Here is a 21,068-nt window from a genome sequence, read left to right on the forward strand (position 1 = left end):
CGTTTTCGCGAGCAAGCCCGCTCCCACAGTGGATCGCTGGTGTACGCAGCATTTGCATACACCACTGGACCCTGTGGGAGCGGGTTTACCCGCGAAGACGGCGGCACATTCACCCTCACTTCAAGCTGACCCACCGTTTTCGCGAGCAAGCCCGCTCCCACAGTGGATCGCGGGTGTACGCGGCATTTGCGTAAGGCACTGGACCCTGTGGGAGCGGGTTTACCCGCGAAGGCGTCGGCACATCCACCATCACTTCAAGCTGACCCACCGCTTTCGCGAGCAAGCCCGCTCCCACAGTGGATCGCTGGTGTACGCAGCATTTGCATACACCACGGGACCCTGTGGGAGCGGGTTTACCCGCGAAGGCGTCGGCACATCCACCATCACTTCAAGCTGACCCACCACTTTCGCGAGCAAGCCCGCTCCCACAGTGGATCGCGGGTGTACGCGGCATTTGCGTAAGGCACTGGACCCTGTGGGAGCGGGTTTACCCGCGAAGACGGCGGCACATCCACCATCACTTCAAGCTGACCCACCGTTTTCGCGAGCAAGCCCGCTCCCACAGGGGCCAATGGTGTACGCGGCATTTGCATACGGCACTGAACCAATGTGGGAGCGAGCCTGCTCGCGATGCTTTTCCAGCCATCAAACCAGGTAGTGCTTCAACTCGCGGGCGATGACCATCCGCTGGATTTCGCTCGAGCCTTCGTAGATCTGGGTGATTCGCGCATCCCGGTAGTAACGTTCCACCGGATAGTCTTCTAGATACCCATACCCACCATGGATCTGTATGGCCGAGGAGCAGACTTTCTCAGCCATTTCCGAGGCGAACAGCTTGGCCTGGGAGGCTTCTGACAGGCAGGGTTTGCCGGCGCTGCGCAAACGGGCGGCGTGGAGGATGAGCAGGCGGGTGGCGTTCAGGCGGGTGTGCATGTCGGCCAGCAGGTTGGCGATGCTCTGGTGTTCAATGATCGGTTTATCGAACTGCACCCGGTCTCGCGCGTAAGCCAGCGCTGCTTCGAACGCGGCCCGGGCGATGCCCAGGGCTTGGGCGGCGATGCCGATGCGGCCGCCTTCCAGGTTGGAAAGGGCGATGGCCAGGCCTTTGCCCCGCGCGCCCAACAGATTTGCCTCGGGGATGCTGCAGTTATTCAAGGTGACGGCGCAGGTGTCCGAGGCACGAATGCCCATCTTGTGTTCGGTGCGATCAACGATGAAACCGGGGGTCTCGGTGGGCACCAGAAACGCCGAGATGCCTTTTTTGCCCAGCTCCGGGTCCGTCACGGCAAACACAATCGCCAGTTTCGCGCGCTTGCCGTTACTGACGAACTGCTTGGCGCCGTTGATGACCCATTGACCATCCCGCAGCTCGGCCCGGGTGCGCAGGTTATGGGCCTCGGAGCCGGCCTGGGGCTCGGTCAGGCAGAAGCAGCCGATGGCTTGGCCACTGGCGAGTTCGGCCAACCAGGTCTGTTTTTGCTCATCGGTGCCGAAATTCAGCACAGGGCCGCAACCCACCGAGTTGTGGATGCTCATCAACGCCCCGGTGGCGCCATCTCCGGCGGAGATTTCCTCCACCGCCAAGGCGTAGGCCACGTAATCGACATAAGTACCCCCCCATTCTTCCGGCACCACCATCCCCAACAGGCCCAGCTCGCCCATCTTCGCCACCAGGCCGTCATCGATCCAGCCAGCTTTTTCCCAGGCTTGGGCATGGGGGGCGATTTCGCCACGGGCGAAGTCGCGAGCCATGTCGCGGATCATCACTTGTTCTTCGGTCAGTTCGAGGTCGTGCATGATTCAGTTCCCGTGGTCGTCGAAGCCGTCGAAGAAACTCGCCACATGGCCGGCGTCCAGCGCCTGCAGGGTTGGCGGGTTCCAGCGCGGGTTCTTGTCTTTGTCGATCAGCAAGGCGCGCACGCCTTCGATCAGGTCGCCACGCTCGAACCATTGGCGGTCCAGGTGCAGCTCCAGGGCAAAACAGTTTTCCAGGCTCAGGTGCCGACCGCGGCGCAACATCTCCAGGGTCACGGCCATGGCCAGGGGTGAACGGGTCTCCAGCAGGTCGGCAGTCTTGGTCGCCCATTCATGGCTGTTGGCAACCGTGACCTGGCGCAGCTGCTCGACCATGCTCGGCAGGTCGGGCAGGGCAAAGAAATGATCGATGGCCGGCCGCAGGTCGGCCAAGGGCGGGGCAGGGAGCTGCTGCAAACCGAGCTTCGCCAGCAGGCTTTGCAGGTCCTTGAGTGGCGTGTCATGCCACTCCAGCCGGTCGAGACGCTCATCGAGCTGTCCGAGCTTGCGGCTGTCCAGATACCAGTCGGCCAGGCCGCAATACAACGCGTCGGCGGCACGGATCTGCACGCCACTGACCCCCAGGTAGATGCCCAGCTCCCCGGGAATGCGCGGCAGGAAATAACTGCCGCCCACGTCAGGGAAATAACCGATCCCGACTTCCGGCATGCCCAGGCGGCTGCGTTCGGTGACGACCCGCAGGTCGGCGCCTTGCACCAGCCCCATGCCACCGCCCAGTACGAAGCCATCCATCAAGGCGAGGATCGGTTTGCGGTAGTGGTGGATCGTCAGGTCGAGGGCATATTCCTCGACGAAAAATGCTTCATGCAGCGTGTCGCCTTGCCGGTGGCTGTCGTACAGCGAACGGATATCGCCGCCAGCGCAAAAGGCTTTGTCGCCAGCACCACGCAACACCACGGCGTGGATCTGTGGATCGAGTGCCCAGGTGTCGAGCTGTTGCTGCAAGCTGCGCACCATGCCCAGGGTGAGGGCATTGAGGCCGGAGGGGCGGTTCAGGGTCAAGTGGCCGATGTGATTGCGGACCTCGGCCAGTATTTCTTGAACGTGGGCCTCGACGGTTCCGGCGGCTTGGGATGAAACCTGAGCTGTCATCGCTAACTCCCTGCTTTTATTATTCTTTACGAATTGATTCGCGCGTACCCGAGCAGGATCGTACCAGCGCAAATTTGCATAGCACAACCCGGATACGTGCAGGTCCTGTCTGCATATTTATAGCAGCCCCAGGATCAACCGCGACCCGAAAGCACCTCCGTGATGCTGCGACGCTTGGCATTGCGCTCGCTGATGTGAATCAACTGCTCGAGATCTTCCGGGGTCACGTCGAAGAATGCCTCCATTTCCGCCAGGGCCTGCTTCAAGTCTTCAGCGGTGATGGCCTGCCGGTCGACGGGGGGATGGTCCGCGGGGACGACGGCCACCGGCTCGCTGGCCCGTTTCGGATAGCGCACCCGAGTCAGATTGTTATAGGCCAGCGCGAAGGCGAGCAGGCCGGAGCCGGCCAGCATCGCGGCACCGACGGCCTGCCAGTCCAGGGCAACGATGGAGGCGTCGGCCAACACCAGCGTGGCCGCCAGGGCACCCGCCGGAGGATGCAGGCAACGCAGCCAGCACATCAGCACCAACGCCATGCCCGCCGCCAGGCAAGCGCTGCCCAAGGTGCGGCCCAACACATGGGCCACCAACAGCGCAACGACCGAGGCGCACAGGTAACCGCCGAAAATCGACCAGGGTTGGGCGAGGGCGCCCGATGACACCGCGAATAAGAGCACCGCCGATGCGCCCAAGGGGCCGATCAGGTGCTGCGCGACTTCAAGGCCGAAGACCTGGCCACAGAGCCAGACACTGAACAAGGTCCCCAACGCCATGCCGATGGCGGCACGGCTCCATTCGGTGGGACGAGTATTGATTGCAGCGGGGAACCAGCGAGAAAGCATTCAGCGAAAATCCAAAAAACGAACAAAAAAGGGGCTTACCGGATAATCCCTGAAAGCCCTTTAAGTGTTCCAACAGTTGGGGGAGGAACGCCGCACAGTGTGCCGTCCGCCACTCCTGCTTACAAATTCATATTAATGCTGCTTGAGTTCATTAATTTTGAGGTAAGGGACTTCATGCGGTTCTGGACGCCTGAAACCAGTTTTGCTCGGCGAGGGGCAGGGTGTGCGACTGGCCGCGCCCCATCGGGAAGTATGTGAACCCTTTGTCTGCCATGCGCTCGGGGTCATACAGGTTGCGTCCGTCGAACACCACTGGCGCCTTGAGTCGCTGTTGGATCAAGTTGAAATCCGGCGCCTTGAACGGCTGCCATTCGGTACAAATGATCAGGGCATCGGCGCCTGGCAATACCGATTCCGGTGTGCCCATCAGCATAAGCTTCGGCTCGTTGGGGTAGAGCAGTTGGGTCTGCTGCATGGCTTCTGGATCGAAGGCGCGGACACTGGCGCCCGCCGCCCATAGCGATTCCAGGAGGGTGCGACTCGGCGCATCGCGCATGTCGTCGGTGTTGGGCTTGAAAGCCAAACCCCACAGCGCGAAGGTCCTGCCCCGCAGATCGCCCTTGTAGAACGCGTTGATGCGTTCGAACAGCTTGTGCTTCTGCCGCCGGTTGATGGACTCCACCGCTTGCAGCAGGTCGCTGGAGCAGTTGGCTTGCTCAGCCGTGTGGATCAGGGCGCGCATGTCCTTGGGGAAACACGAGCCGCCGTAGCCACAGCCCGGATAGATGAAGTGATAGCCGATGCGCGAGTCGGCGCCGATCCCCAGGCGCACCGACTCGATGTCCGCCCCGAGGTGTTCGGCCAGTTCCGCGATCTGGTTGATGAAGCTGATCTTCGTCGCCAGCATGCCGTTGGCCGCGTATTTGGTCAGCTCGGCGCTGCGCAGGTCCATGAACAGGACCCGATCGTGGTTGCGATTGAACGGTGCGTACAGGTCGCGCATGGTTTCCCGTACTTCCTCGCGCTCGCAGCCAATGACGATGCGATCCGGGCGACGGCAATCGGCGACTGCCGAACCTTCCTTTAGAAATTCAGGATTGGAGACGATATCGAATTGCAACAAGCGACCGGCCTTGAGCAGGCATTTATCGATGTGCGTGCGCAGCACATCGCCAGTGCCCACCGGCACGGTGGATTTCTCTACGAGAATGACGGGATGCTCGCGATGCCGGGCGACTGCATCCCCGACGGCCAGGACCTGGCACAGATCGGCCGAGCCATCGGCCCGGGAAGGCGTGCCGACGGCAATGAACAGTACCTGGCCATGCTGCACGGCAAGTTGTTCGTCGCTGGTGAAGTGCAAGCGCCCGGCCTCCAGCCCTTCGCGCACCAGCGTCGCCAAACCGGGCTCGAAGATGCTTACCAGGCCCTGGCGAAGGCTGTCGACTTTGCGCTCGTCAATGTCCATGCACACCACGTCATGGCCGACCTCAGCCAATACGGCGGCTTGCACCAGCCCTACGTAACCACTCCCGAACACGCTGATTTTCATGACGACTCCCTGAAACATTCCGAGCGGGCGAACATGCACGGCCAGCCCATTGGCGGTCGTGCGCTCGTTTCAGAATAAGTCGGGGATGTTGCAATTCACTGACAGGCTGCGGCAGGCCGTGCTTAAGTCGCCTCTACGCCGCATTCTGGCGGCAACTGCGCCACGAAAGCGGCCACCACTTCCCGGGTCAGGCTGACTATGTCTTCCACCCGTTCCATTCCGGCGCCGGTTCGCCAACTGGCGACGATGTCCATCACCGGCGGCAGCGGCACGTCTTGCACCAGGGTCAACGTACCTTGGGCCAGTTCTCCCGAGACCAGTGCCGCCGGCATGGCGCCGATGCCAAACCCATCGCGAACCAGGCGAGTGATGGCCGATGCCGAGTTCACGCAGTTGATGCGCGGCGAGACGATGTTGGCCGAATGCAGCAGGTTGAGGATGTCCTGGTGGGGCCGTGAGTTGCGCGAAAACGTCACGATGCGTTCCTGGGAAAGGTCTTCCAGCGAGGCATAGGGCCGGTCGTAGCCAGAACCGCTGCGCACCACCCAATGCATGGGATAACGGGTCAGCAATGCGTTGCGCACGCTGTCCAGGCGCAGGATGTCGGTCTGAAAAATAATGTCCTGATAGCCTTTTTCCAGCTGCGAACAGAGGTTGCTGGCGGTGTCCGCCGACAGCTCGATTTCCAACGCCGGATAGCGCTCCATCAGGCGCGTGACCAGCGGACTGAGCCAGGTGTGGATCACCGTATCCATGGCCCCGATGCGGATCCGCCCGCGCACCTGTCGAGGATCGCGGATCACCGCCTTCATGCTTTGCATCGTGTCCATGATGCGCTCGGCATACTCCAGCACCCGCTGCCCCTCGGAGGTCAGCGACACGCCCTTGGAGTCGCGCACGAACAGGCGCACGCCCATTTCATCCTCCAGCGCCGCGATCCGGCTGGAAATGGACGCCTGGGTAGTGAACAGCTTTTCGGCGGTGAGACGAAAACTCTTCAGGCGGGCGACCCAGACGAAGGTTTCCAAGAACTTGATATTCATTTGCAGGATTCCTGGGCGCTATTGTGTATCGGCATCCGCCAGGTAGCTGACCACCTCTTGCAGCTCGGCCAAGTCCGGTATGTTGCGCACAGCCGCTTCGGCGCTGCACCAGGGGTAGTCCAGCTGCGACGCCCAGGCCATCACCGTAGGCAAATCAGCGCAGGGCAGCGTCTTCATGTGTTCGATGGTGATGGTCAATCGCTCGGTCAGCCCTGATTGCGGATCGAACTGCCAGTCATATAGACCGCAGCCGACGCGCGCTTCGCCGCTGGCCTTGTCCGACATCGCCACCAACCACTTGCACTGAAAGGTGCTTGCCTGCGCCGTTGGCGGGGCGCCCAAGCAAAACGTGTAGACGTTTTCGAAAGTCTGCCCGAAGCGACTGACCAGCACATCGCCAATGGCGTCACGGCCTTCAACGTGGCCGGGAAAGGAAATGGCGCCGGTACGCACGATCATGTCCAACTGCGCGTCCTGCTTGAAGGCGTGTTCGAGCAGGTGAGGGCGGTTGCCGTCCTTGGCATTGATGTACTGTTGGATCGATAGCCTGGGGGTATTCATCGCTTGCCCTTTTCCGGTCGTAGTCGGCCTCGTTGGAGGCTCACAAGTCACTGTTCCATAAGTCCGTCACCAGCATACAGCCCGGCGCGTGGGTAATGCACAGCGGTGGGCGCGACGCCTGGACCACCGATTGAGGGGTCACGCCGCAGGCCCAGAATACTGGAATTTCGTCCGCTTCCACTGGCACGGCGTCGCCAAAATCCGGTTCGTCCAGGGAGCCAATCCCGATCAGCGACGGGTCTCCGATGTGCACCGGGGCGCCATGGACATTGGGCATGCGTCCGGTAATCTGGATGGCCTGGATGGCTGCCGCGGCTTTCATGGGTCGCATGGTCACCACCATTTTGCCTGAGAGGCGGGCGGTGGGGCGGGTGTCGATGCTGGTCCGGAACATCGCGACGTTGCGTCCCAGATCGATGTGCCGCAGACGGATGCCAGCTTCCAGCAGGGGCTGTTCGAACGAGAAGGAACAGCCAAGGGCAAAGGCCACCCAATCGTCTTGCCAGAGATCTTCGATGTCCACCGGCTCGTCAGTCAATTCGCCGTGGCGATAGACCCGGTAGCGCGGTACTTCATGGCGGATATCGATGGCGGCGCCCAGGTTGCGAAAGAACGGATCGCCAGGCTCGGTGACGTCCAGCAATGGGCAGGCCTGGCGATTGAGGGTGCAATAGCGCAGGAATTCATTGGCCCAGTCGCTGGGCAGGATGACGATGTTGGTTTGCACCCGACCCTGGCCCAGGCCGCTGGTATGGCCCTGGTAGTGGCCGGCGGCGATGCTTTGGCGCAAAGCGCTCGGGGCGTATTGCTGCAGTTGTTCGAAGGACAGGGCCGGTTGATTCATAAAGAGTGCTCCACGGGTTCGTGGGATCTTTGTAGAAAACCGCGGCGATCACGTCCAACAAGGAATATTGCTACCCCCCACAAACAAAAGTTATTCAAGAGGCCATTGGCCGTTCAGGCCGGGCGCGGCCACCATGCGCTGCGGGCCGACATCGATAGCGTATTGGCCAACCACCTGACGACTCATCTGCATGATGCTCTCGATCAGCTCCAGGCCCATGCCGGCGCGCCACGACGCCACCACATCCAGTTGGGGGAGGGTGGCGCCGGGCTCCAGTTGGATCAACTCGCCGCTGGCCAAAGGCTTGGCCACCAGCGCAGCGGGCAGGGCGCCAATCCCGAACCCGTCGCGGATCAGCCGGGTCATCGCCGAGACCGAGTTGACACAACTGACCCGTGGCGCCCCGACGCCATGGGCGTACAACAGGTTGAGCACATCCTGGTGGGGACGCGAGTGCTTGACGAAGGTGATGATGCGCTCGCCGGCCATCTCCACCAGCGAAGCATAGGGTCGGGCATAGATCGAGTGGCTGGCGGCGATCCAGCTCATGGGGTAATGCCCCAGTTCGAGGTTGCGCACGCTTTCGTGGCGGACCAGATCGGTCTGGAACACGATGTCCAGGTAACCCTTTTGCAGTTGCTCGCACAAATTGCGCGCTGCATCGGCGGTGATTTCGATTTCCACGGCGGGGAAGGCTTGCATCAGCATCGCCATCAACGGGCTGAGCCAGGTATGGATCACGGTGTCCATCACGCCGATGCGCACCAGGCCTTGCTGTGGACTGCTGCTGTCCAGTGACTGCTTCAGCGCTCGCTGGACTTCGAGCATCTGCTCGGCGTAGTCGAGCACCTTGAGGCCTTCGGGCGTCAGCGAAACTCCGCGCGAATCGCGCACGAACAGGCGCAGGCCCAATTCCTCTTCCAACGAAGCGATCCGACTGGAGATGGCGGCCTGGGTGCTGAACATTTTCTCGGCGGTGAGGCTGAAGCTTTGCAGCCGGGCAACCCAGACGAAAGTTTCAAGGAATTTGAGGTTCATGGGCGTTCTCTTGGCGCTTATGGTTCTTATGGTTGCAATTGTTACTCCAGATCGGACCCGCGAGCGCATCAAATTTTCTTATGTCCGATCTGGCTTTTTTCCCGTTTGACGCTGCCAGGTCTCGATGGGAAGAATCCGCTCCACGGCGCAGGCCTCCGCCAGGACGAGCCATGTAGCCCACTGTCGCTACACCCTCTAAGAACAACAACCATCGGACGCGGTCCCAACGCCCCCGAGAGGGCACGCTCGCGTCCAAATAAAGGAGCACAGCATGCGGCATTTCACTACCAATTGGATTTACAGCCCGATCGGTGCGGTACTTGGCTTCAGCCTGATCGGCATACCGAACGCTCAGGCCGATTTTATCGCCGACAGCAAGGGCAGCCTGGAAGCCCGCAACTTCTACTTCAACCGCGACTTCCGCCAGCAAGGTGCGCGGGACAAGGCTGAAGAATGGGCGCAGGGTTTCTTGTTGCGAATGGAATCGGGATACACCACCGGCACCGTGGGTTTTGGCCTCGATGCCTTGGGTATGGCCGGGTTCAAGCTAGATTCCGGTGGCGGCACGGCAGGCACCAATCTTTTGCCTGCGGATTTGTCCGGCGGCTCCCAGGACCGCTATGGCGAACTGGGGCTGACCGCCAAGGTACGCGTATCCAACAGCACCTTGAAGTTGGGCACGCTGCAAATCCGCGATCCGGTGGTGAGCTCCAACGACACGCGCCTGTTACCCGGGACATTCAAGGGAGGGCTGCTGAGCGTGCAGGAAATCGATCGCTTGAAGCTGACGGCTGGGCAACTCACGCAGATCAACTTCGTCGATTCCACCGACTACCAGGACATGACCGCCAACCGCATCGGTGGCAGCAGCGACAAGTTCCAGTTCGCCGGGGCGGACTATCAGGTCCTGCCTAATCTCACCGCGCAATACCGCTACGGAACGTTGGAAAACATCTACCAGCAAAACTACCTCGGGCTTGTCCATAGCCTGGACCTGGGGGCAGGGCAGTCCTTCAAAAGTGATGTGCGCTACGCACGCAGTACCGAGGACGGTAACTTCCGCAATCTCGACAACCGGGCGTTTGGCGCCCTGTTCACTTACAGCCTGGCGGGTCATTCGGTGGGATTGGGCTATCAGCGCATGAGTGGCGACGATCCGTTTCCCTATATCGGGCGCAGCGATCCGTACCTGGTCAATTTCGTGCAGATCGGCGATTTCGCCAACGTCGATGAGCGCTCCTGGCAAGCGCGCTATGACTATAATTTTGCTGCCGTTGGAATGCCCGGCTTGACCTTCATGACCCGCTATATATCGGGTGACAACGTACAACGCAGTGCACCGGGGGAGGGCAAGGAGTGGGAACGCAACACGGACATTGCCTACGTGATGCAAGACGGAAAATTGAAAGGGCTGGGGGTCAAATGGCGCAATGCGTCGGTGCGGTCGAATTTCGGGAATGATCTGGATGAGAACCGGTTGATCGTCAGCTATACGTTGGCGCTTTGGTAGGCATTCAACGCCGCTCAATGAGCGGCGCTGTCTCATCAAGCCGTCGTCGACGAATCACTGTCATGAGGCGGCGACAACGACGCGAGAATGCTTGTGCGGCAGGCTTGCAAGATCTCGTCCGCCAGCGACGAGTCATCCGGGCAGGCGCGCGACAACATAACAGCACCGACTGCGTGGGCCAGCAAGTTGATCATCTTGGCCCGCATAGCCTGTCGTTGGGCGTCGTCTTGCTCGGTGAGGTCGCCCTGCAGCGCGGCGACCACTTTTTCAATCCCGACCTCAAACGTTGCCTTGACGTCTGGGGACTGACGGGCAGCGTCTCCGCTAAGGGCCGCCATCGTACAGCCTGCGTCGCGTGTGTCACGGTGGTCTCGTGACAGGTACAGATTGAAGAACTCAACGACGCCCAGGCCTGCGCTGTTTTGCAGGGATTGCGCAAGTCCGCACGCGGCGGCTTCGGCCATCAGGTCGGCCTTGGAGCCAAAATGCTTGTAGAACCCGCCGTGGGTGAAGCCGGCAGCCCCCATCAACTCCGCCACGCCGACGCCATCATAGCCACGCTCACGAAACAGGGCTGAAGCCGTTTCGACGATATGTGCCCGGTTCGCCTGGGCCTGTGCTTTGGTGACTTTCATGCCCATGTGCCTCGTTGTTACACCAGCGGTAGAGTCGACAATATACATTGATGTCAAGCGACATCAAAGGGTCGATCGACAAACCACCGAATCGGCGAGCGCTGTCAGTGCGGCCTTGGGGCCGATAAGCTGCGGCACCTAATTTCAGCAAGGAAGTGTTGGATGCGTTTGCTCGTCAGCGGTGTGCTGTTTTCGCTGACCCTGGCGGCACGTTGAACGGTATCGTGGCCGAGCAAGTTACCGTACCGACGGAAAACGAAAACCTGATTGTCGTGCGTGAACCCCAAGCGCCAGCGAAGAATGGTGCGTATCACGTTCAGTTGATGAAAGACCTTGCGGCTATTGGTTACAACGGGGAGCTGGGTACTGAGGATAGTTTGATGGGGATGTATGTGAAGCGGCAGTGAGTAGCAGGTTTGGAGCTGGTTGCTGGGTTGAAAAGCGACTGGCACTGGGGCTCGTTGGTGTATATGAGACTACACATAATGTATATTATGTTAAACACCATGCAATGTCATAGGTGTTCATACAGGAATCCATGCGGAGAAACGTTGACGATATCTCACTGCTCAGTAACTCACTGTTGCGCCAAGCTAGGGCCAATGGCATGTCAATCGACGCCTTAGCATTTCCAGGTGAGCAAGATTTCGAAACCAATTTGCCTACCCGCCAGAACGTGGAACTCGTAAGGGTTCGGCACACCCTGTGTCATGGCAACATCCTTGAGTATGTTAGTGCCCAAGAGGATCTGCCGGCACTCTTCACACCAGAGTGCTGCCGCGACCTTGCCAATAAGCTTCACGTTATCTCTCGTAATTGGGTAGCGAACCTTGGCGCGTTCAGAAAGCAGGCTATGGGACTGCAATAATCGATCGTCTCAAGGGTTCAAATAGGTACTCGGTCATACAGGCCGCTCACGCTCTACGCCTCGGAACGGTCTGTTGAAAATGATGAACACCAGCCTGAGAAGGTGAACCGTTAGAACGCAATATGGTAAAGCGCCCTTGAGTAAGCTCTGTACCAACCAGATATGCCGGAGCCTTGACTATATCGGGAAACAGCACCCATCCCGTAACACCGGCATCAGCCACAGACACAATTTTTGTTGGAGTTTCAATCACTGCTGGGTGGAGCATATCGCTGAAAAAATGGGTTTCACAGCAAATATGAGACTGGTATTCGGGCCCGTATATGGTTGCTGTATGTACGTTAGCCCCCACCGTTTTCTCAATAGTAGAGGCAAACTTAATAGTGGCCACCATTGCATCTCTTACGTCCGAGACATATTGTTCATAAGCACTGAAATCAGGAAGCCCTTGCCTTTCGTGGACTGCTTTCCACTCGACGTCAAAATAAGCTTCGGTTTCAGGGCGGCAACCAGAACCAACCATGTCGATACCGCAATTTCCCTTTATGCCGGGGCGTTCTTTGAAACCGACGGGATTAGAGAGTTTCAAAGAACTACGGCTCCGGCTAACTTCAATGAGCACCCGCTTCCACTTATCGCGTTTGCGCTTCCACCCGGCGATCACAATCGTCAACCCTGAGCTCAATAATTCGCCTTGAGAAATCCTAGTCAACTTCTCCTTGATCTGTTTTATGACTCCATCAAAATGAAGCTGCTTTTGCTCGCCTAAGCCGCCCAGTTGCATAGCCCAAGGATCAGACCCGTCGGTTGGGATCCTTATGCGAGTATCAAGCTGCTCTGCGATCCACTCATCTGTTGGCTTACCTCGCATAAATGCAGCGCCACAATAGCTAATCGTTAAAATTCCATCACTGGCTTCATAAATCAGATTCTTATTTGACTTATCATCAAATTGTTGGGTCTTATCATCAGCCTGAGTCGTTAAAAGACGATCCCCCGCTTGGATAACAAACAGTGGTGATGCAACTGTAATTATCAGCGTCATGCTTACTTCCTATTTCCCTACGAAACCAGAGTGATGCGTCTTGGTCGATCCATGCATGTGCCACTAACTCTTGAGTCTCCGGCGAATGCGCCAACCAGCGTCTAAAAGCACAGCACAGGCTAGCACTATTACTGAACCCAAGCCCCTCGACAACCAATCCGGGAGACTGAGCAGTTTGCGAACTTCGCTCCCAGTGGCGCAACCTCCCTTCCCTTCCCTTCCCTGCTCAGGCTCGCGATGCAGTGCCATCGGTTCGTCACGAGTGCCGATCCCGGCATCGACTCAACCGGGATCGGTGAATGCTCAACCTTCGAATTGGTGATAAACCTTGGCGATGACCTTCCAGGCGCCATCCATCTTGATCAGCGTCAGGTAGTCGTTGTAGTCCGCACCAATCGCATCTTTTTCCATATCTATACGCACCACCGCTGTTGTGGGTGTGATCGCCAGGATGTCGAGCCGAGTCGTTATTTCTGGGGCACTGCCGTTTTTCTGAACGAAATCAAATAAGTTCTTGATCGGGCCGCCAAGTAGTTCACCATTTGTGAAACCGTACATCACGGCGTCTTTATGGAAGGCTTGCGCAACGCCTTCGGCACTGCCCACACGCAGACCTTCAACGTACTGGTGGGCAGTAGCGATGACCGCGTTGTACTCGGAAGTTGATACCGCCTTGATATTCTTTGACATGGTTCTTTCCTTACAATAAGGGCGAGGTACAACACATCCCGCTAGTGGTGTTTGAGGAGTCATGCGCTCGGGTGGGTGTGGTAAATCTTGCTGACGATTGTCCACTTGCCTTCTACCTTCAGCAGGTTGAAGAAGTCAGTGAAACGAAATCCCGAAACATTGTCGGTGTCGACCCGGGCACTGGCGGCAGTGCCCACGATGTCGATGCGCACGATGGCTGCTTTGGCTTCGGGAGATGGGCGGAAAGAGTTGTCGATGATGTCGTACAGATTCTGAATTGCACCGCCGACGAGCTTGTCGCCGTCGACCCCAAACATCGTCGCATGCTCGTTGAACGCGGGCTTCATCAAAGTGCTGTTGGCCTTGGCACCGCCTTCGCTGTATTGGCTAAGCACGTCGACGATCGCGTTGTACTCTTGAACGTAAGTTGTATTGCTCATGGTGGAACTCCTGATTGAAGAATTTCCGATGCCCATAAGGGCTGGATGGGCACTGTTTTGGTAGACATCGGCCATTCAAGCGTTAGCTACAGGCCAATCGATATAACCTTTGGCGCCTCCTCCGTAGTAACTCTCACGGGGCGCGATGGTCAGCTCTCTGCCTCGACGCAGGCGATCCACGAGATCGGGGTTGGAAATGAACAGGCGACCAAACGCAACCGCATCTATTCGCCCCCGCGCCCGACGCTCAAGCGCCATCGCCAGGTCGTAGTTGTTGTTGCCGATGAATGCGTTTTCAAACTGAGCACTCAGTGCATCCAGATCGACGCCATCGGGAACCGTGCGAGAGGTGGCCGTGGCGCCTTCAACGAAGTGCAGGTAGGCCAGATTGAATCGATTGAGTTGCTGGATTAGGTAACCGTAAGTCGCCATGACGTTGCTGTCTGGTGGCGTATTACCGGCATCTGGTGTCACGGGCGAAAGACGAATCCCCACTCGCTCGCTCCCCCAGATCGAAACCACTGCCTCAGTGACTTCCAGCGTCAATCGTGCACGGTTCTCAATGGAACCACCGTATTGGTCTGTGCGTTGATTGGTGGAATCACGAAGAAACTGATCGAGCAGATAGCTGTTGGCAGAATGGACTTCAACGCCATCAAAACCGGCGCGTTTTGCGTTTTCTGCCGCATGCCGGTACTGCTCGATGATCCCTGGGATCTCTGAAGTTTGCAGTGCCCGAGGCATCGACACTTCAACCATGCCATTGTTGGTGTAGGTAGTACCTTCAGCCTTGATTGCCGAAGGCGCCACTGGCGCATCGCCGTTGGGCTGTAACTCGACACTCGAAAAGCGCCCCACGTGCCACAACTGACTGACTATTTTGCCGCCCGCCGCGTGCACTGCGCTGGTGACTTTTCTCCAGCCAGACACCTGTTCTTCTGACCAGATACCAGGGGTCATGGCGTAGCCTCGACCCTGCGCGGAAATGTTCGTCGCTTCGGCGATGATCAAACCGGCACTGGCACGCTGGGCGTAATAGGTCGCGTGCATTTCATTCGGGACGCCGTCGTCAGCCATTCGGCTCCGCGTCACGGGTGCCATGACAATTCGATTAGCCAGTCGAAGCGCGCCCATATTCATCGGCGAAAAAAGGTCGGTGTCTACTGCGTTATCAATCATAAAAACCCCATATAAATAGACCGGTCATCTAGTAAAAAGCTTAAAAAAAACGCCCCTATGCCAGCAGGCGTTCACTTGTGATCGGCATCTGACGAACAACTAGCTCCTCGCTGCCGGATGAGCTCGCGCAGGCTCCAGCTCGACCCTTTCCCACTTGGCGATCACCAAAGGTGCGATGGCATTACCCAAAACATTCAACGTCGTGGTGCCGCTGTCGATGATCCTGAAAATGCCGGCAATCAACGCGACCCCTTCCAACGGCAATCCGGCAGACGCCAAGGTCGCTGACAAGATGATGATGGCAAAACCCGGCACCCCGGCTGCGCCCTTCGAAGTCAGCACCATCGTCACCACCAACAGGATCTGCTGCGACAGCGAAAGGTCGATGCCATAGAGCTGCGCCACAAAAATTGTTGCCACACCGAGAAAGATCGATGCGCCATCCAGGTTGAACGCATAACCCACCGGCACCACAAAACTGACGATCCGACGCGGTACACCATAGGTCTCTAATCGTGTCATCAACTGCGGCATGACGGCAGCTGACGCGGCACTTGAAAACGCCAAAATCAGCTCGTTACGAAAGTAACGGATCAACTTGAAAATATTCTCGCCGATCACGTAGCAAATCCCTCCGAGTATCACCAATGCGAACACTATCAGCGCCAGATAGACCACTCCAATCAACTTGAGCAACGGCAACAACGAGGCGAAACCAAACGTCGCCACGGTCGCGCCGATCATCCCAAACACACCGACCGGCGCGTAAGCCATGACCATTGAGACAACCTTGAACATTGCATCGGAGAGGCTCTGAACCACCGCAATGAACGGTGCGCTCCTGTCCTTCGGCAGAGCGTTCAATGCCATGCCTAACAGCACGGCGAAAAACAGCACGGACAGCAACTTCGCTTCTGACATAGCAACCAGTACATTGTCAGGGACTATGTTCTGCAAGATGACCAATGCGCCTTTGGACGGCTCCAAAGTGATCGCTGCACTACCGTGCGAAATACCGGAAATGTCGGTACCCGTACCCGGCTGGAAAATGTTGGCGAAACACAAGCCGAGAACAATGGCCAAGGCCGTAATCGCAAAAAAGTAGCCCAGCGATTTTATTCCCATACGACCAAACGACTTATTATCGCCACCGCCCGCGATGCCCAGAATCATGCAACAGAACACAATTGGTACAACCACCATCTTCATCATCTTGATGAAGATATCACCGAGCGGTTTGAGGATCTCCGCACTCACCCATGTCTGATAATGCGGATGCGTATTGAAGTACCAACCGACAAGCACGCCAAGCAACAGCCCGGCAACGATTTGCCACACCAAGGGAATACGTTTCATGTCTAGCCTTCTTGTTGGAATGAAAGGTCTGCGTCTTTCGCAGTTGCTAGATTCATGAGCTTCCAGCTCACTTGAGATCAAATGGCACAACGTTGTTGTGCCATGGCTGTTGTTACTTGGCGAAGAGCTGACTCATATCTTTGAAAGCTTTGAACTCAAGAGCGTTGCCGCATGGATCAAATAAAAACATGGTGGCTTGCTCACCCACTTGGCCTTTGAAGCGAATGTAAGGTTCGATCACGAACTCGGTGTCAAACGACTTCAGACGTTCGGCCAGTGCCTCCCATTGTTCCCAACCTAAAATGATGCCGAAGTGTGGAACCGGAACATCGTGTCCGTCGACCGGGTTGCTATGGACGCTTTCCTGCGAAGCAGTTTTTGGATGTTCGTGAATCACCAGTTGGTGACCATAGAAATCGAAATCTACCCACTGCGTGCTGGAGCGCCCTTCTTCCAGACCAAAAACCTCACCGTAAAAGGTGCGCGCTGCAGCCAGGTCGTAGACAGGAATTGCGAGGTGGAATGGCGAGAGGCTCATCAGAACTCCAATATTTTTTTGTTGGTTGCCGAAAATCCACCGTCAATTGGCTCTCAGGGATCAGCCTTTGCCGGGGGATGAAAACATCGTAGACCGGAAAACCAAGCATAAAAAACAATATATATTTCTTAGAAACACAATTATTATTTGTGAATGATCAAGGAACTCAAAACACTCATCGCCGTGGCGCGGGAAGGTACATTTGCCGCTGCCGGCAACAAGATCGGCCTCACCCAGGCTGCCGTCAGCGCGCAAATCCAACGGCTGGAGGCTGAGCTCGGCTTCGAAATTTTCGACCGAAAAGGACGCTCAGCCCACCTCAACAAGATGGGTCACCAAATCCTTCTGCAAGCGCAAGAGCTGCTTAAGCTCTACGACAACCTTGGCTCCACGACGGTAGGACAACCGGCAAGTGTGCAGGTCAACATCGGCGCGATCGCGTCCGTACAGCGCTCCTATTTGCCGGATGCGCTGGCCAAGTTTCATCAACAATGTCCGCACTGCCGCACACGTGTCATTCCAGGGCTGTCGATGCAATTGGTGAACCTTGTCGACGCTGGCGAGATCGACATGGCCGTTATCATCCGGCCGCCCTTCTCCCTTCAAAGTGACTTACGCTGGACGACGTTGGCGCTAGAGCCCTACCGACTGATCGTGCCACGAGACGTAAAGGGAGAGGACTGGTCGGAACTGCTGTCCAGCCAGCCATTCATTCGCTATGACCGATCGTCCTTCGGCGGCAGGCAGGTCGATCGTTTCCTGCGGCAGATGCATTTCACTTTGCGGGAGGTCTGCGAACTGGATGAACTGGACGCCATCGTCAAGCTGGTTGAAAACGGTGTGGGCATAGCTCTGGTGCCACAGACGGAAACCTATCGAGAATGGCCCGCTGGAGTAAGAGCGCTCGATTTGCGACAGCACACCTTTCACCGGGATATTGGATTGGTACATCGGTCTCGGCAAAGTTTTACGGAGCCTGTGCGAATGTTGGCTCAGCTTATAAGTGATCAGGTAACAGCACTTTCCGGATAACAGCTCAAGCAAAAAGAGCCCTAGGGGAAAGCTGTGCAAGGCGCCGTTGTGCGCCTCGCCAAGGTCGACGAGGTATAGCATAAATAGTCTGATCAGCCTCACGTGATCCTATATAGTCGCGCCCATGATCGCGAACAACTTCCGCACGCCTCCGCCAGACCCTGACGCATGAAGCGCAAACAAAAGAATCCGGTACGTCTGATCGAATCCCCCCAAACCGCAATGGCCAGCGCCACGCTGGCGCATCCGCCGTTCTGGCATTACGTCGATGAGCAGCACAGCGCGCATGTTTACCCGCGGGGCACCTTCGCGTTTCTCTCCGGTGGCTTTGGTTTTTTTGCCGTGCTGTTGTTCCTCTTGCCCTTTTATGGGCTTGCACTGCTGCTGATTACCCTGGTGGAGGCAGTCAAGGGTTTACCGCTTACTTACGCGCAAACCTTCACAGAACCCACCTTCCTCCTTCCTCTGATCGGTACGGCATTGATGGCGGCGGTCATGCTGAGCTTTGGCATTTCCAGTCCGGCAGTGACCGCCTTCAGTTTCGACGAAGCCAGGCAGCAACTCACTTTTACCCAGACACGCCGGCTGGGGAAAGCCATCGAAAGGCAGGTACCTTTCAGCGATATCCTTTGGATATCGGCTTACGTCTTGTCCAGTTACGGGCGTTCCGGACATTTTCAGCTCGGCTTTGTCGGGCCCAAGGGCAAATCTCTGAAGTGCCACTTGGGCCGGGATTTCCCGGTCACGGAAATGGAGTTTCACATTGCTTGGTTGAAGGGGCTGATCGGCGAGCGGATGAGCGATATTTGCTGGCTGGATACGTGATGAGCCCTGAACAAGAAACTCAAGTGCACCCAGACGCAGCCGCTACACCTGCAAATGGCAGCGCGACACCTGTGCATCCATCGTACTGGCACTACGATAAAGAACCGCCACCAGCGGAAAACCTGGCCTTGGTCTTTCTCTTTACGTCCCTTTTTATTTTCGCGGTCTGGGCAATCGCGGCGCTGCCGGGGGTCCTGAGTGAGACGACCGGGGACTTCATGGCGAACTACCTGCAAAGCATTACTGAAACACCTTATCTGGCAGTGTTGTTCGTCGTTATTTTGTTGAGTGGCGTCATAATCGGCTTGCCCATTGTCGAAGGACCGGTGATGACCTTCAACTTCGACGAGTCCAGGCAGCAACTCACCTTTACCCAGACGCGTCGTCACCAGGCACCTGTCCAGGTGCAGGTTCCATTTAGCGATATCCTTTGGGTGACCCCCTACGTAACGTCCTTTTACGGCCGCTCCGGGCAATATAGGCTGGGCTTCAAGGGGCCGGCAGATGAGCCCTCAAGGTGTTGCCTGGGCTTGGATATACCGGTTACCGAGATGGAATATCACGCGACATGGTTAAAGGGATTGATCGGAGATCGGATGGGGCCCTTGGATTGGGGGAATGACTGATCACTCCCCGCTATGACAAGTAACGGTACGCCCTGAACCACCCCGGAATCAGGCTTATCAGTCCGCCACAGTCGCTGCTGCGTCCCGCTTGATAGCCATTACCGATTCGGTCCCTTTGGCGGGCTTGGTGCCCGCAACCTTCAGATCCTTGGCAAACGTCCCATCCACCTCCCCCTTGAAGAAATTCTTGCCGTAGATCAGCAGGCACAACACAACGCCAATCCCGAATGCCCAGCTCGCGCCTTTGATTGCCAGTACCGCACCGATCACGCCGGCGATACCCAGGTCGCGCTGGCTGCGAGCCTCAAGGATGCCCAGGCGCACGCTGACATAACCCTGGATCAGCAACGTCAGCGACAGGGCAACACCGAGAATCGGCTGTACCAGCGTCACCACCGGCAACAGCAGCAAACCGCTGTTGGTGCCCCAGCGGAACGATCCGACGCCGCCGATAATCGACTTCATCGCCTTCGGTCCACCTTTGAAGCGTTCGATCACCACCACCAGCATCGCCGCCCATTTGGGGCCGCACATGGCGACATCCGGGCCAACGATACTCATGAACGCATTACGCGCGCCGAAGATCAGGTGAGCGCGATCGGCGTTGTAGTCGACGATTTCATCGGTGCGGACAGTTTCTGCCTCATCGAGGAGCGATTTCGCACTGAGCACATCGCCGAAGACAATGATGTACGCCGCCAGCATGGTCGGTAGTGCCGAGATAAACATGGACAACGGAGGCATACCCAGGCCGAACACAGTGTAGTTGTTCCAAAGTCCGGCAAAGTCCGGTTTGCTGATGCCCCATTGAATGGTTGGCCATGGGGCTTCACCAAACAATGGTGCAATCACCACCGCCAACAGAACGATCGGCAAGATGCCGAGCTTGGCGAAATTCCACCAGAAGCGGTTGCGCTGCTTGAGTTCGTTGAAGTGCTGGGAAAAGATCAAATAAAAGGCGATGCCAACTGCAATGGAAATGGTCCAGGGCAGCACATTGAATTTGCCGCCGACCTGGAACACCGCGATCACCGCACTCAAGCCGGCGCCGACGATAATCCCGGATTTGATCGCCGAGGGAACATACTCCACCACCCTCTTCGCCATTCCGGTCGCCCCCAAGGCGATTGAAAAAATCCCCAACATCAACTGGAAGGCAATCAAGGCGTGGACACGCTCCGGGCCCATTGGGTACTGCGCGCAGTAAGCCATCAACAATGGCACCGCCGGCGTGATCCAGCCAGGCACGGTGGGGTCACCGAGTAAATGGTGCGCCAGGTAAAGCAAGCCGTTTAGCATGACCACGGCAAGTGCGACCTCAAAGGGCATGCCAAGCAGTTCGGTCATCAGCGGAATCGCGGCCAGGTCCACGGCACACATCAGCAAGCCTTGGAGATAGTCCGGGACTTCGATTTTGTAATGAACAAAGGGCAACCGGACCTTGAACGGTCCCATCGGGATGTACGGGCTTTCGCTCCGCTGCGCAGGAGTGTCAGACATTGAGTTCACCTGTTTTATTGGTTTTGTATGGGCGGGC

21 protein-coding genes are annotated in these 21,068 nt (G+C 57.5%); 5 read left to right on the forward strand and 16 right to left on the reverse strand.

All coding sequences use genetic code 11. The features are described 5' to 3' along the window. Positions 1-645: 645 nt before the first annotated feature. From PFLQ2_RS14250 to PFLQ2_RS14215, 8 genes are all read right to left on the reverse strand, one after another. Complete coding sequence (locus tag PFLQ2_RS14250; RefSeq protein ID WP_003181686.1) at positions 646-1,797, reverse strand: acyl-CoA dehydrogenase family protein; 1,152 nt, start codon at positions 1,795-1,797, stop codon at positions 646-648. Positions 1,798-1,800: 3 nt separating this feature from the next. After that, positions 1,801-2,907, reverse strand: a complete 1,107-nt coding sequence (locus PFLQ2_RS14245) for an enoyl-CoA hydratase/isomerase family protein (RefSeq protein WP_003181688.1) — start codon at positions 2,905-2,907, stop codon at positions 1,801-1,803. A gap of 134 nt (positions 2,908-3,041) precedes the next feature. Beyond that, complete coding sequence (locus PFLQ2_RS14240) at positions 3,042-3,749, reverse strand: HPP family protein (protein ID WP_003181690.1); 708 nt, start codon at positions 3,747-3,749, stop codon at positions 3,042-3,044. A 172-nt stretch (positions 3,750-3,921) separates the two neighbouring features. Beyond that, positions 3,922-5,301, reverse strand: coding sequence for a UDP-glucose dehydrogenase family protein (locus tag PFLQ2_RS14235; protein ID WP_003181692.1), 1,380 nt, complete (start codon positions 5,299-5,301; stop codon positions 3,922-3,924). Between the two features lie 122 nt (positions 5,302-5,423). Beyond that, a complete protein-coding gene (locus tag PFLQ2_RS14230; RefSeq protein WP_003181694.1) occupies positions 5,424-6,344 on the reverse strand; it encodes a LysR family transcriptional regulator in 921 nt (306 codons plus the stop codon). An 18-nt stretch (positions 6,345-6,362) separates the two neighbouring features. After that, the gene (locus PFLQ2_RS14225; RefSeq protein WP_003181695.1) at positions 6,363-6,905 is read right to left on the reverse strand and encodes a hypothetical protein; all 543 of its coding nucleotides are present in this window, start codon (positions 6,903-6,905) and stop codon (positions 6,363-6,365) included. Positions 6,906-6,945: 40 nt separating this feature from the next. Further along, the gene (locus tag PFLQ2_RS14220; protein WP_003181697.1) at positions 6,946-7,749 is read right to left on the reverse strand and encodes a putative hydro-lyase; all 804 of its coding nucleotides are present in this window, start codon (positions 7,747-7,749) and stop codon (positions 6,946-6,948) included. Positions 7,750-7,839: 90 nt separating this feature from the next. Beyond that, positions 7,840-8,787, reverse strand: coding sequence for a LysR family transcriptional regulator (locus tag PFLQ2_RS14215; protein ID WP_003181699.1), 948 nt, complete (start codon positions 8,785-8,787; stop codon positions 7,840-7,842). 271 nt (positions 8,788-9,058) lie between these two features. Here PFLQ2_RS14215 and PFLQ2_RS14210 point away from each other — a divergent pair, with 271 nt between their 5' ends. Next, complete coding sequence (locus tag PFLQ2_RS14210) at positions 9,059-10,297, forward strand: OprD family porin (protein WP_003181701.1); 1,239 nt, start codon at positions 9,059-9,061, stop codon at positions 10,295-10,297. A 35-nt stretch (positions 10,298-10,332) separates the two neighbouring features. On the opposite strand, the gene PFLQ2_RS14205 is transcribed toward PFLQ2_RS14210, so the two are convergent. Continuing rightward, positions 10,333-10,932 carry a TetR/AcrR family transcriptional regulator gene (locus tag PFLQ2_RS14205; protein ID WP_003181703.1) on the reverse strand — a complete coding sequence of 200 codons (600 nt, stop codon included), beginning with the start codon at positions 10,930-10,932 and terminating at the stop codon, positions 10,333-10,335. Between the two features lie 212 nt (positions 10,933-11,144). Between PFLQ2_RS14205 and PFLQ2_RS14200 the strand changes: the two genes are divergently transcribed. Continuing rightward, complete coding sequence (locus PFLQ2_RS14200) at positions 11,145-11,339, forward strand: hypothetical protein (protein ID WP_152632756.1); 195 nt, start codon at positions 11,145-11,147, stop codon at positions 11,337-11,339. 507 nt (positions 11,340-11,846) lie between these two features. On the opposite strand, the gene PFLQ2_RS14195 is transcribed toward PFLQ2_RS14200, so the two are convergent. From PFLQ2_RS14195 to PFLQ2_RS14170, 6 genes are all read right to left on the reverse strand, one after another. Next, positions 11,847-12,845 (reverse strand): hypothetical protein, encoded by a 999-nt coding sequence (locus PFLQ2_RS14195; protein WP_003181707.1) that lies wholly within the window; start codon positions 12,843-12,845, stop codon positions 11,847-11,849. 303 nt (positions 12,846-13,148) lie between these two features. Continuing rightward, positions 13,149-13,535: a nuclear transport factor 2 family protein gene (locus tag PFLQ2_RS14190; RefSeq protein WP_003181709.1), complete on the reverse strand. Its 387-nt coding sequence runs from the start codon at positions 13,533-13,535 to the stop codon at positions 13,149-13,151. A 59-nt stretch (positions 13,536-13,594) separates the two neighbouring features. Next, positions 13,595-13,975: a nuclear transport factor 2 family protein gene (locus PFLQ2_RS14185; RefSeq protein WP_003181711.1), complete on the reverse strand. Its 381-nt coding sequence runs from the start codon at positions 13,973-13,975 to the stop codon at positions 13,595-13,597. Between the two features lie 75 nt (positions 13,976-14,050). After that, positions 14,051-15,154, reverse strand: a complete 1,104-nt coding sequence (locus PFLQ2_RS14180) for an alkene reductase (RefSeq protein ID WP_003181714.1) — start codon at positions 15,152-15,154, stop codon at positions 14,051-14,053. Positions 15,155-15,253: 99 nt separating this feature from the next. Further along, a complete protein-coding gene (locus PFLQ2_RS14175; RefSeq protein ID WP_003181716.1) occupies positions 15,254-16,510 on the reverse strand; it encodes a cation:dicarboxylate symporter family transporter in 1,257 nt (418 codons plus the stop codon). A 112-nt stretch (positions 16,511-16,622) separates the two neighbouring features. Continuing rightward, positions 16,623-17,048 (reverse strand): VOC family protein, encoded by a 426-nt coding sequence (locus tag PFLQ2_RS14170; protein ID WP_003181718.1) that lies wholly within the window; start codon positions 17,046-17,048, stop codon positions 16,623-16,625. 153 nt (positions 17,049-17,201) lie between these two features. Here PFLQ2_RS14170 and PFLQ2_RS14165 point away from each other — a divergent pair, with 153 nt between their 5' ends. The 3 genes from PFLQ2_RS14165 (at position 17,202) to PFLQ2_RS28345 (ending at position 19,531) form a co-directional block, all read left to right on the forward strand. Next, on the forward strand, positions 17,202-18,080 hold the full coding sequence (locus PFLQ2_RS14165) for a LysR substrate-binding domain-containing protein (RefSeq protein ID WP_003181720.1): 879 nt from the start codon (positions 17,202-17,204) through the stop codon (positions 18,078-18,080). 168 nt (positions 18,081-18,248) lie between these two features. Next, positions 18,249-18,905, forward strand: coding sequence for a hypothetical protein (locus tag PFLQ2_RS27775; protein WP_003181723.1), 657 nt, complete (start codon positions 18,249-18,251; stop codon positions 18,903-18,905). Next, a complete protein-coding gene (locus PFLQ2_RS28345) occupies positions 18,905-19,531 on the forward strand; it encodes a hypothetical protein (protein WP_003181724.1) in 627 nt (208 codons plus the stop codon). Before PFLQ2_RS27775 ends, PFLQ2_RS28345 begins: the two co-directional genes overlap by 1 nt. A gap of 57 nt (positions 19,532-19,588) precedes the next feature. On the opposite strand, the gene PFLQ2_RS14160 is transcribed toward PFLQ2_RS28345, so the two are convergent. After that, positions 19,589-21,031, reverse strand: coding sequence for a hypothetical protein (locus PFLQ2_RS14160; RefSeq protein ID WP_003181727.1), 1,443 nt, complete (start codon positions 21,029-21,031; stop codon positions 19,589-19,591). Positions 21,032-21,068 lie beyond the last annotated feature (37 nt).

The sequence above is a fragment of the Pseudomonas fluorescens Q2-87 genome (genome assembly GCF_000281895.1).
Taxonomy (GTDB): Bacteria; Pseudomonadota; Gammaproteobacteria; order Pseudomonadales; family Pseudomonadaceae; genus Aquipseudomonas; species Aquipseudomonas fluorescens_S.

Excerpts from the sequence above, each read along its gene's own strand:
- PFLQ2_RS14180 (WP_003181714.1), bottom strand. The coding sequence starts at position 15,154 with ATGATTGATAACGCAGTAGACACCGACCTTTTTTCGCCGATGAATATG.
- PFLQ2_RS14160 (WP_003181727.1), bottom strand. The coding sequence starts at position 21,031 with ATGTCTGACACTCCTGCGCAGCGGAGCGAAAGCCCGTACATCCCGATG.
- PFLQ2_RS14170 (WP_003181718.1), bottom strand. The coding sequence starts at position 17,048 with ATGAGCCTCTCGCCATTCCACCTCGCAATTCCTGTCTACGACCTGGCT.
- PFLQ2_RS14225 (WP_003181695.1), bottom strand. The coding sequence starts at position 6,905 with ATGAATACCCCCAGGCTATCGATCCAACAGTACATCAATGCCAAGGAC.
- PFLQ2_RS14210 (WP_003181701.1), top strand. The coding sequence starts at position 9,059 with ATGCGGCATTTCACTACCAATTGGATTTACAGCCCGATCGGTGCGGTA.
- PFLQ2_RS14230 (WP_003181694.1), bottom strand. The coding sequence starts at position 6,344 with ATGAATATCAAGTTCTTGGAAACCTTCGTCTGGGTCGCCCGCCTGAAG.
- PFLQ2_RS14250 (WP_003181686.1), bottom strand. The coding sequence starts at position 1,797 with ATGCACGACCTCGAACTGACCGAAGAACAAGTGATGATCCGCGACATG.
- PFLQ2_RS27775 (WP_003181723.1), top strand. The coding sequence starts at position 18,249 with ATGAAGCGCAAACAAAAGAATCCGGTACGTCTGATCGAATCCCCCCAA.
- PFLQ2_RS14165 (WP_003181720.1), top strand. The coding sequence starts at position 17,202 with ATGATCAAGGAACTCAAAACACTCATCGCCGTGGCGCGGGAAGGTACA.
- PFLQ2_RS14195 (WP_003181707.1), bottom strand. The coding sequence starts at position 12,845 with ATGACGCTGATAATTACAGTTGCATCACCACTGTTTGTTATCCAAGCG.
- PFLQ2_RS14220 (WP_003181697.1), bottom strand. The coding sequence starts at position 7,749 with ATGAATCAACCGGCCCTGTCCTTCGAACAACTGCAGCAATACGCCCCG.
- PFLQ2_RS14240 (WP_003181690.1), bottom strand. The coding sequence starts at position 3,749 with ATGCTTTCTCGCTGGTTCCCCGCTGCAATCAATACTCGTCCCACCGAA.
- PFLQ2_RS14245 (WP_003181688.1), bottom strand. The coding sequence starts at position 2,907 with ATGACAGCTCAGGTTTCATCCCAAGCCGCCGGAACCGTCGAGGCCCAC.
- PFLQ2_RS14175 (WP_003181716.1), bottom strand. The coding sequence starts at position 16,510 with ATGAAACGTATTCCCTTGGTGTGGCAAATCGTTGCCGGGCTGTTGCTT.
- PFLQ2_RS14215 (WP_003181699.1), bottom strand. The coding sequence starts at position 8,787 with ATGAACCTCAAATTCCTTGAAACTTTCGTCTGGGTTGCCCGGCTGCAA.
- PFLQ2_RS14235 (WP_003181692.1), bottom strand. The coding sequence starts at position 5,301 with ATGAAAATCAGCGTGTTCGGGAGTGGTTACGTAGGGCTGGTGCAAGCC.
- PFLQ2_RS28345 (WP_003181724.1), top strand. The coding sequence starts at position 18,905 with ATGAGCCCTGAACAAGAAACTCAAGTGCACCCAGACGCAGCCGCTACA.
- PFLQ2_RS14185 (WP_003181711.1), bottom strand. The coding sequence starts at position 13,975 with ATGAGCAATACAACTTACGTTCAAGAGTACAACGCGATCGTCGACGTG.
- PFLQ2_RS14205 (WP_003181703.1), bottom strand. The coding sequence starts at position 10,932 with ATGAAAGTCACCAAAGCACAGGCCCAGGCGAACCGGGCACATATCGTC.
- PFLQ2_RS14190 (WP_003181709.1), bottom strand. The coding sequence starts at position 13,535 with ATGTCAAAGAATATCAAGGCGGTATCAACTTCCGAGTACAACGCGGTC.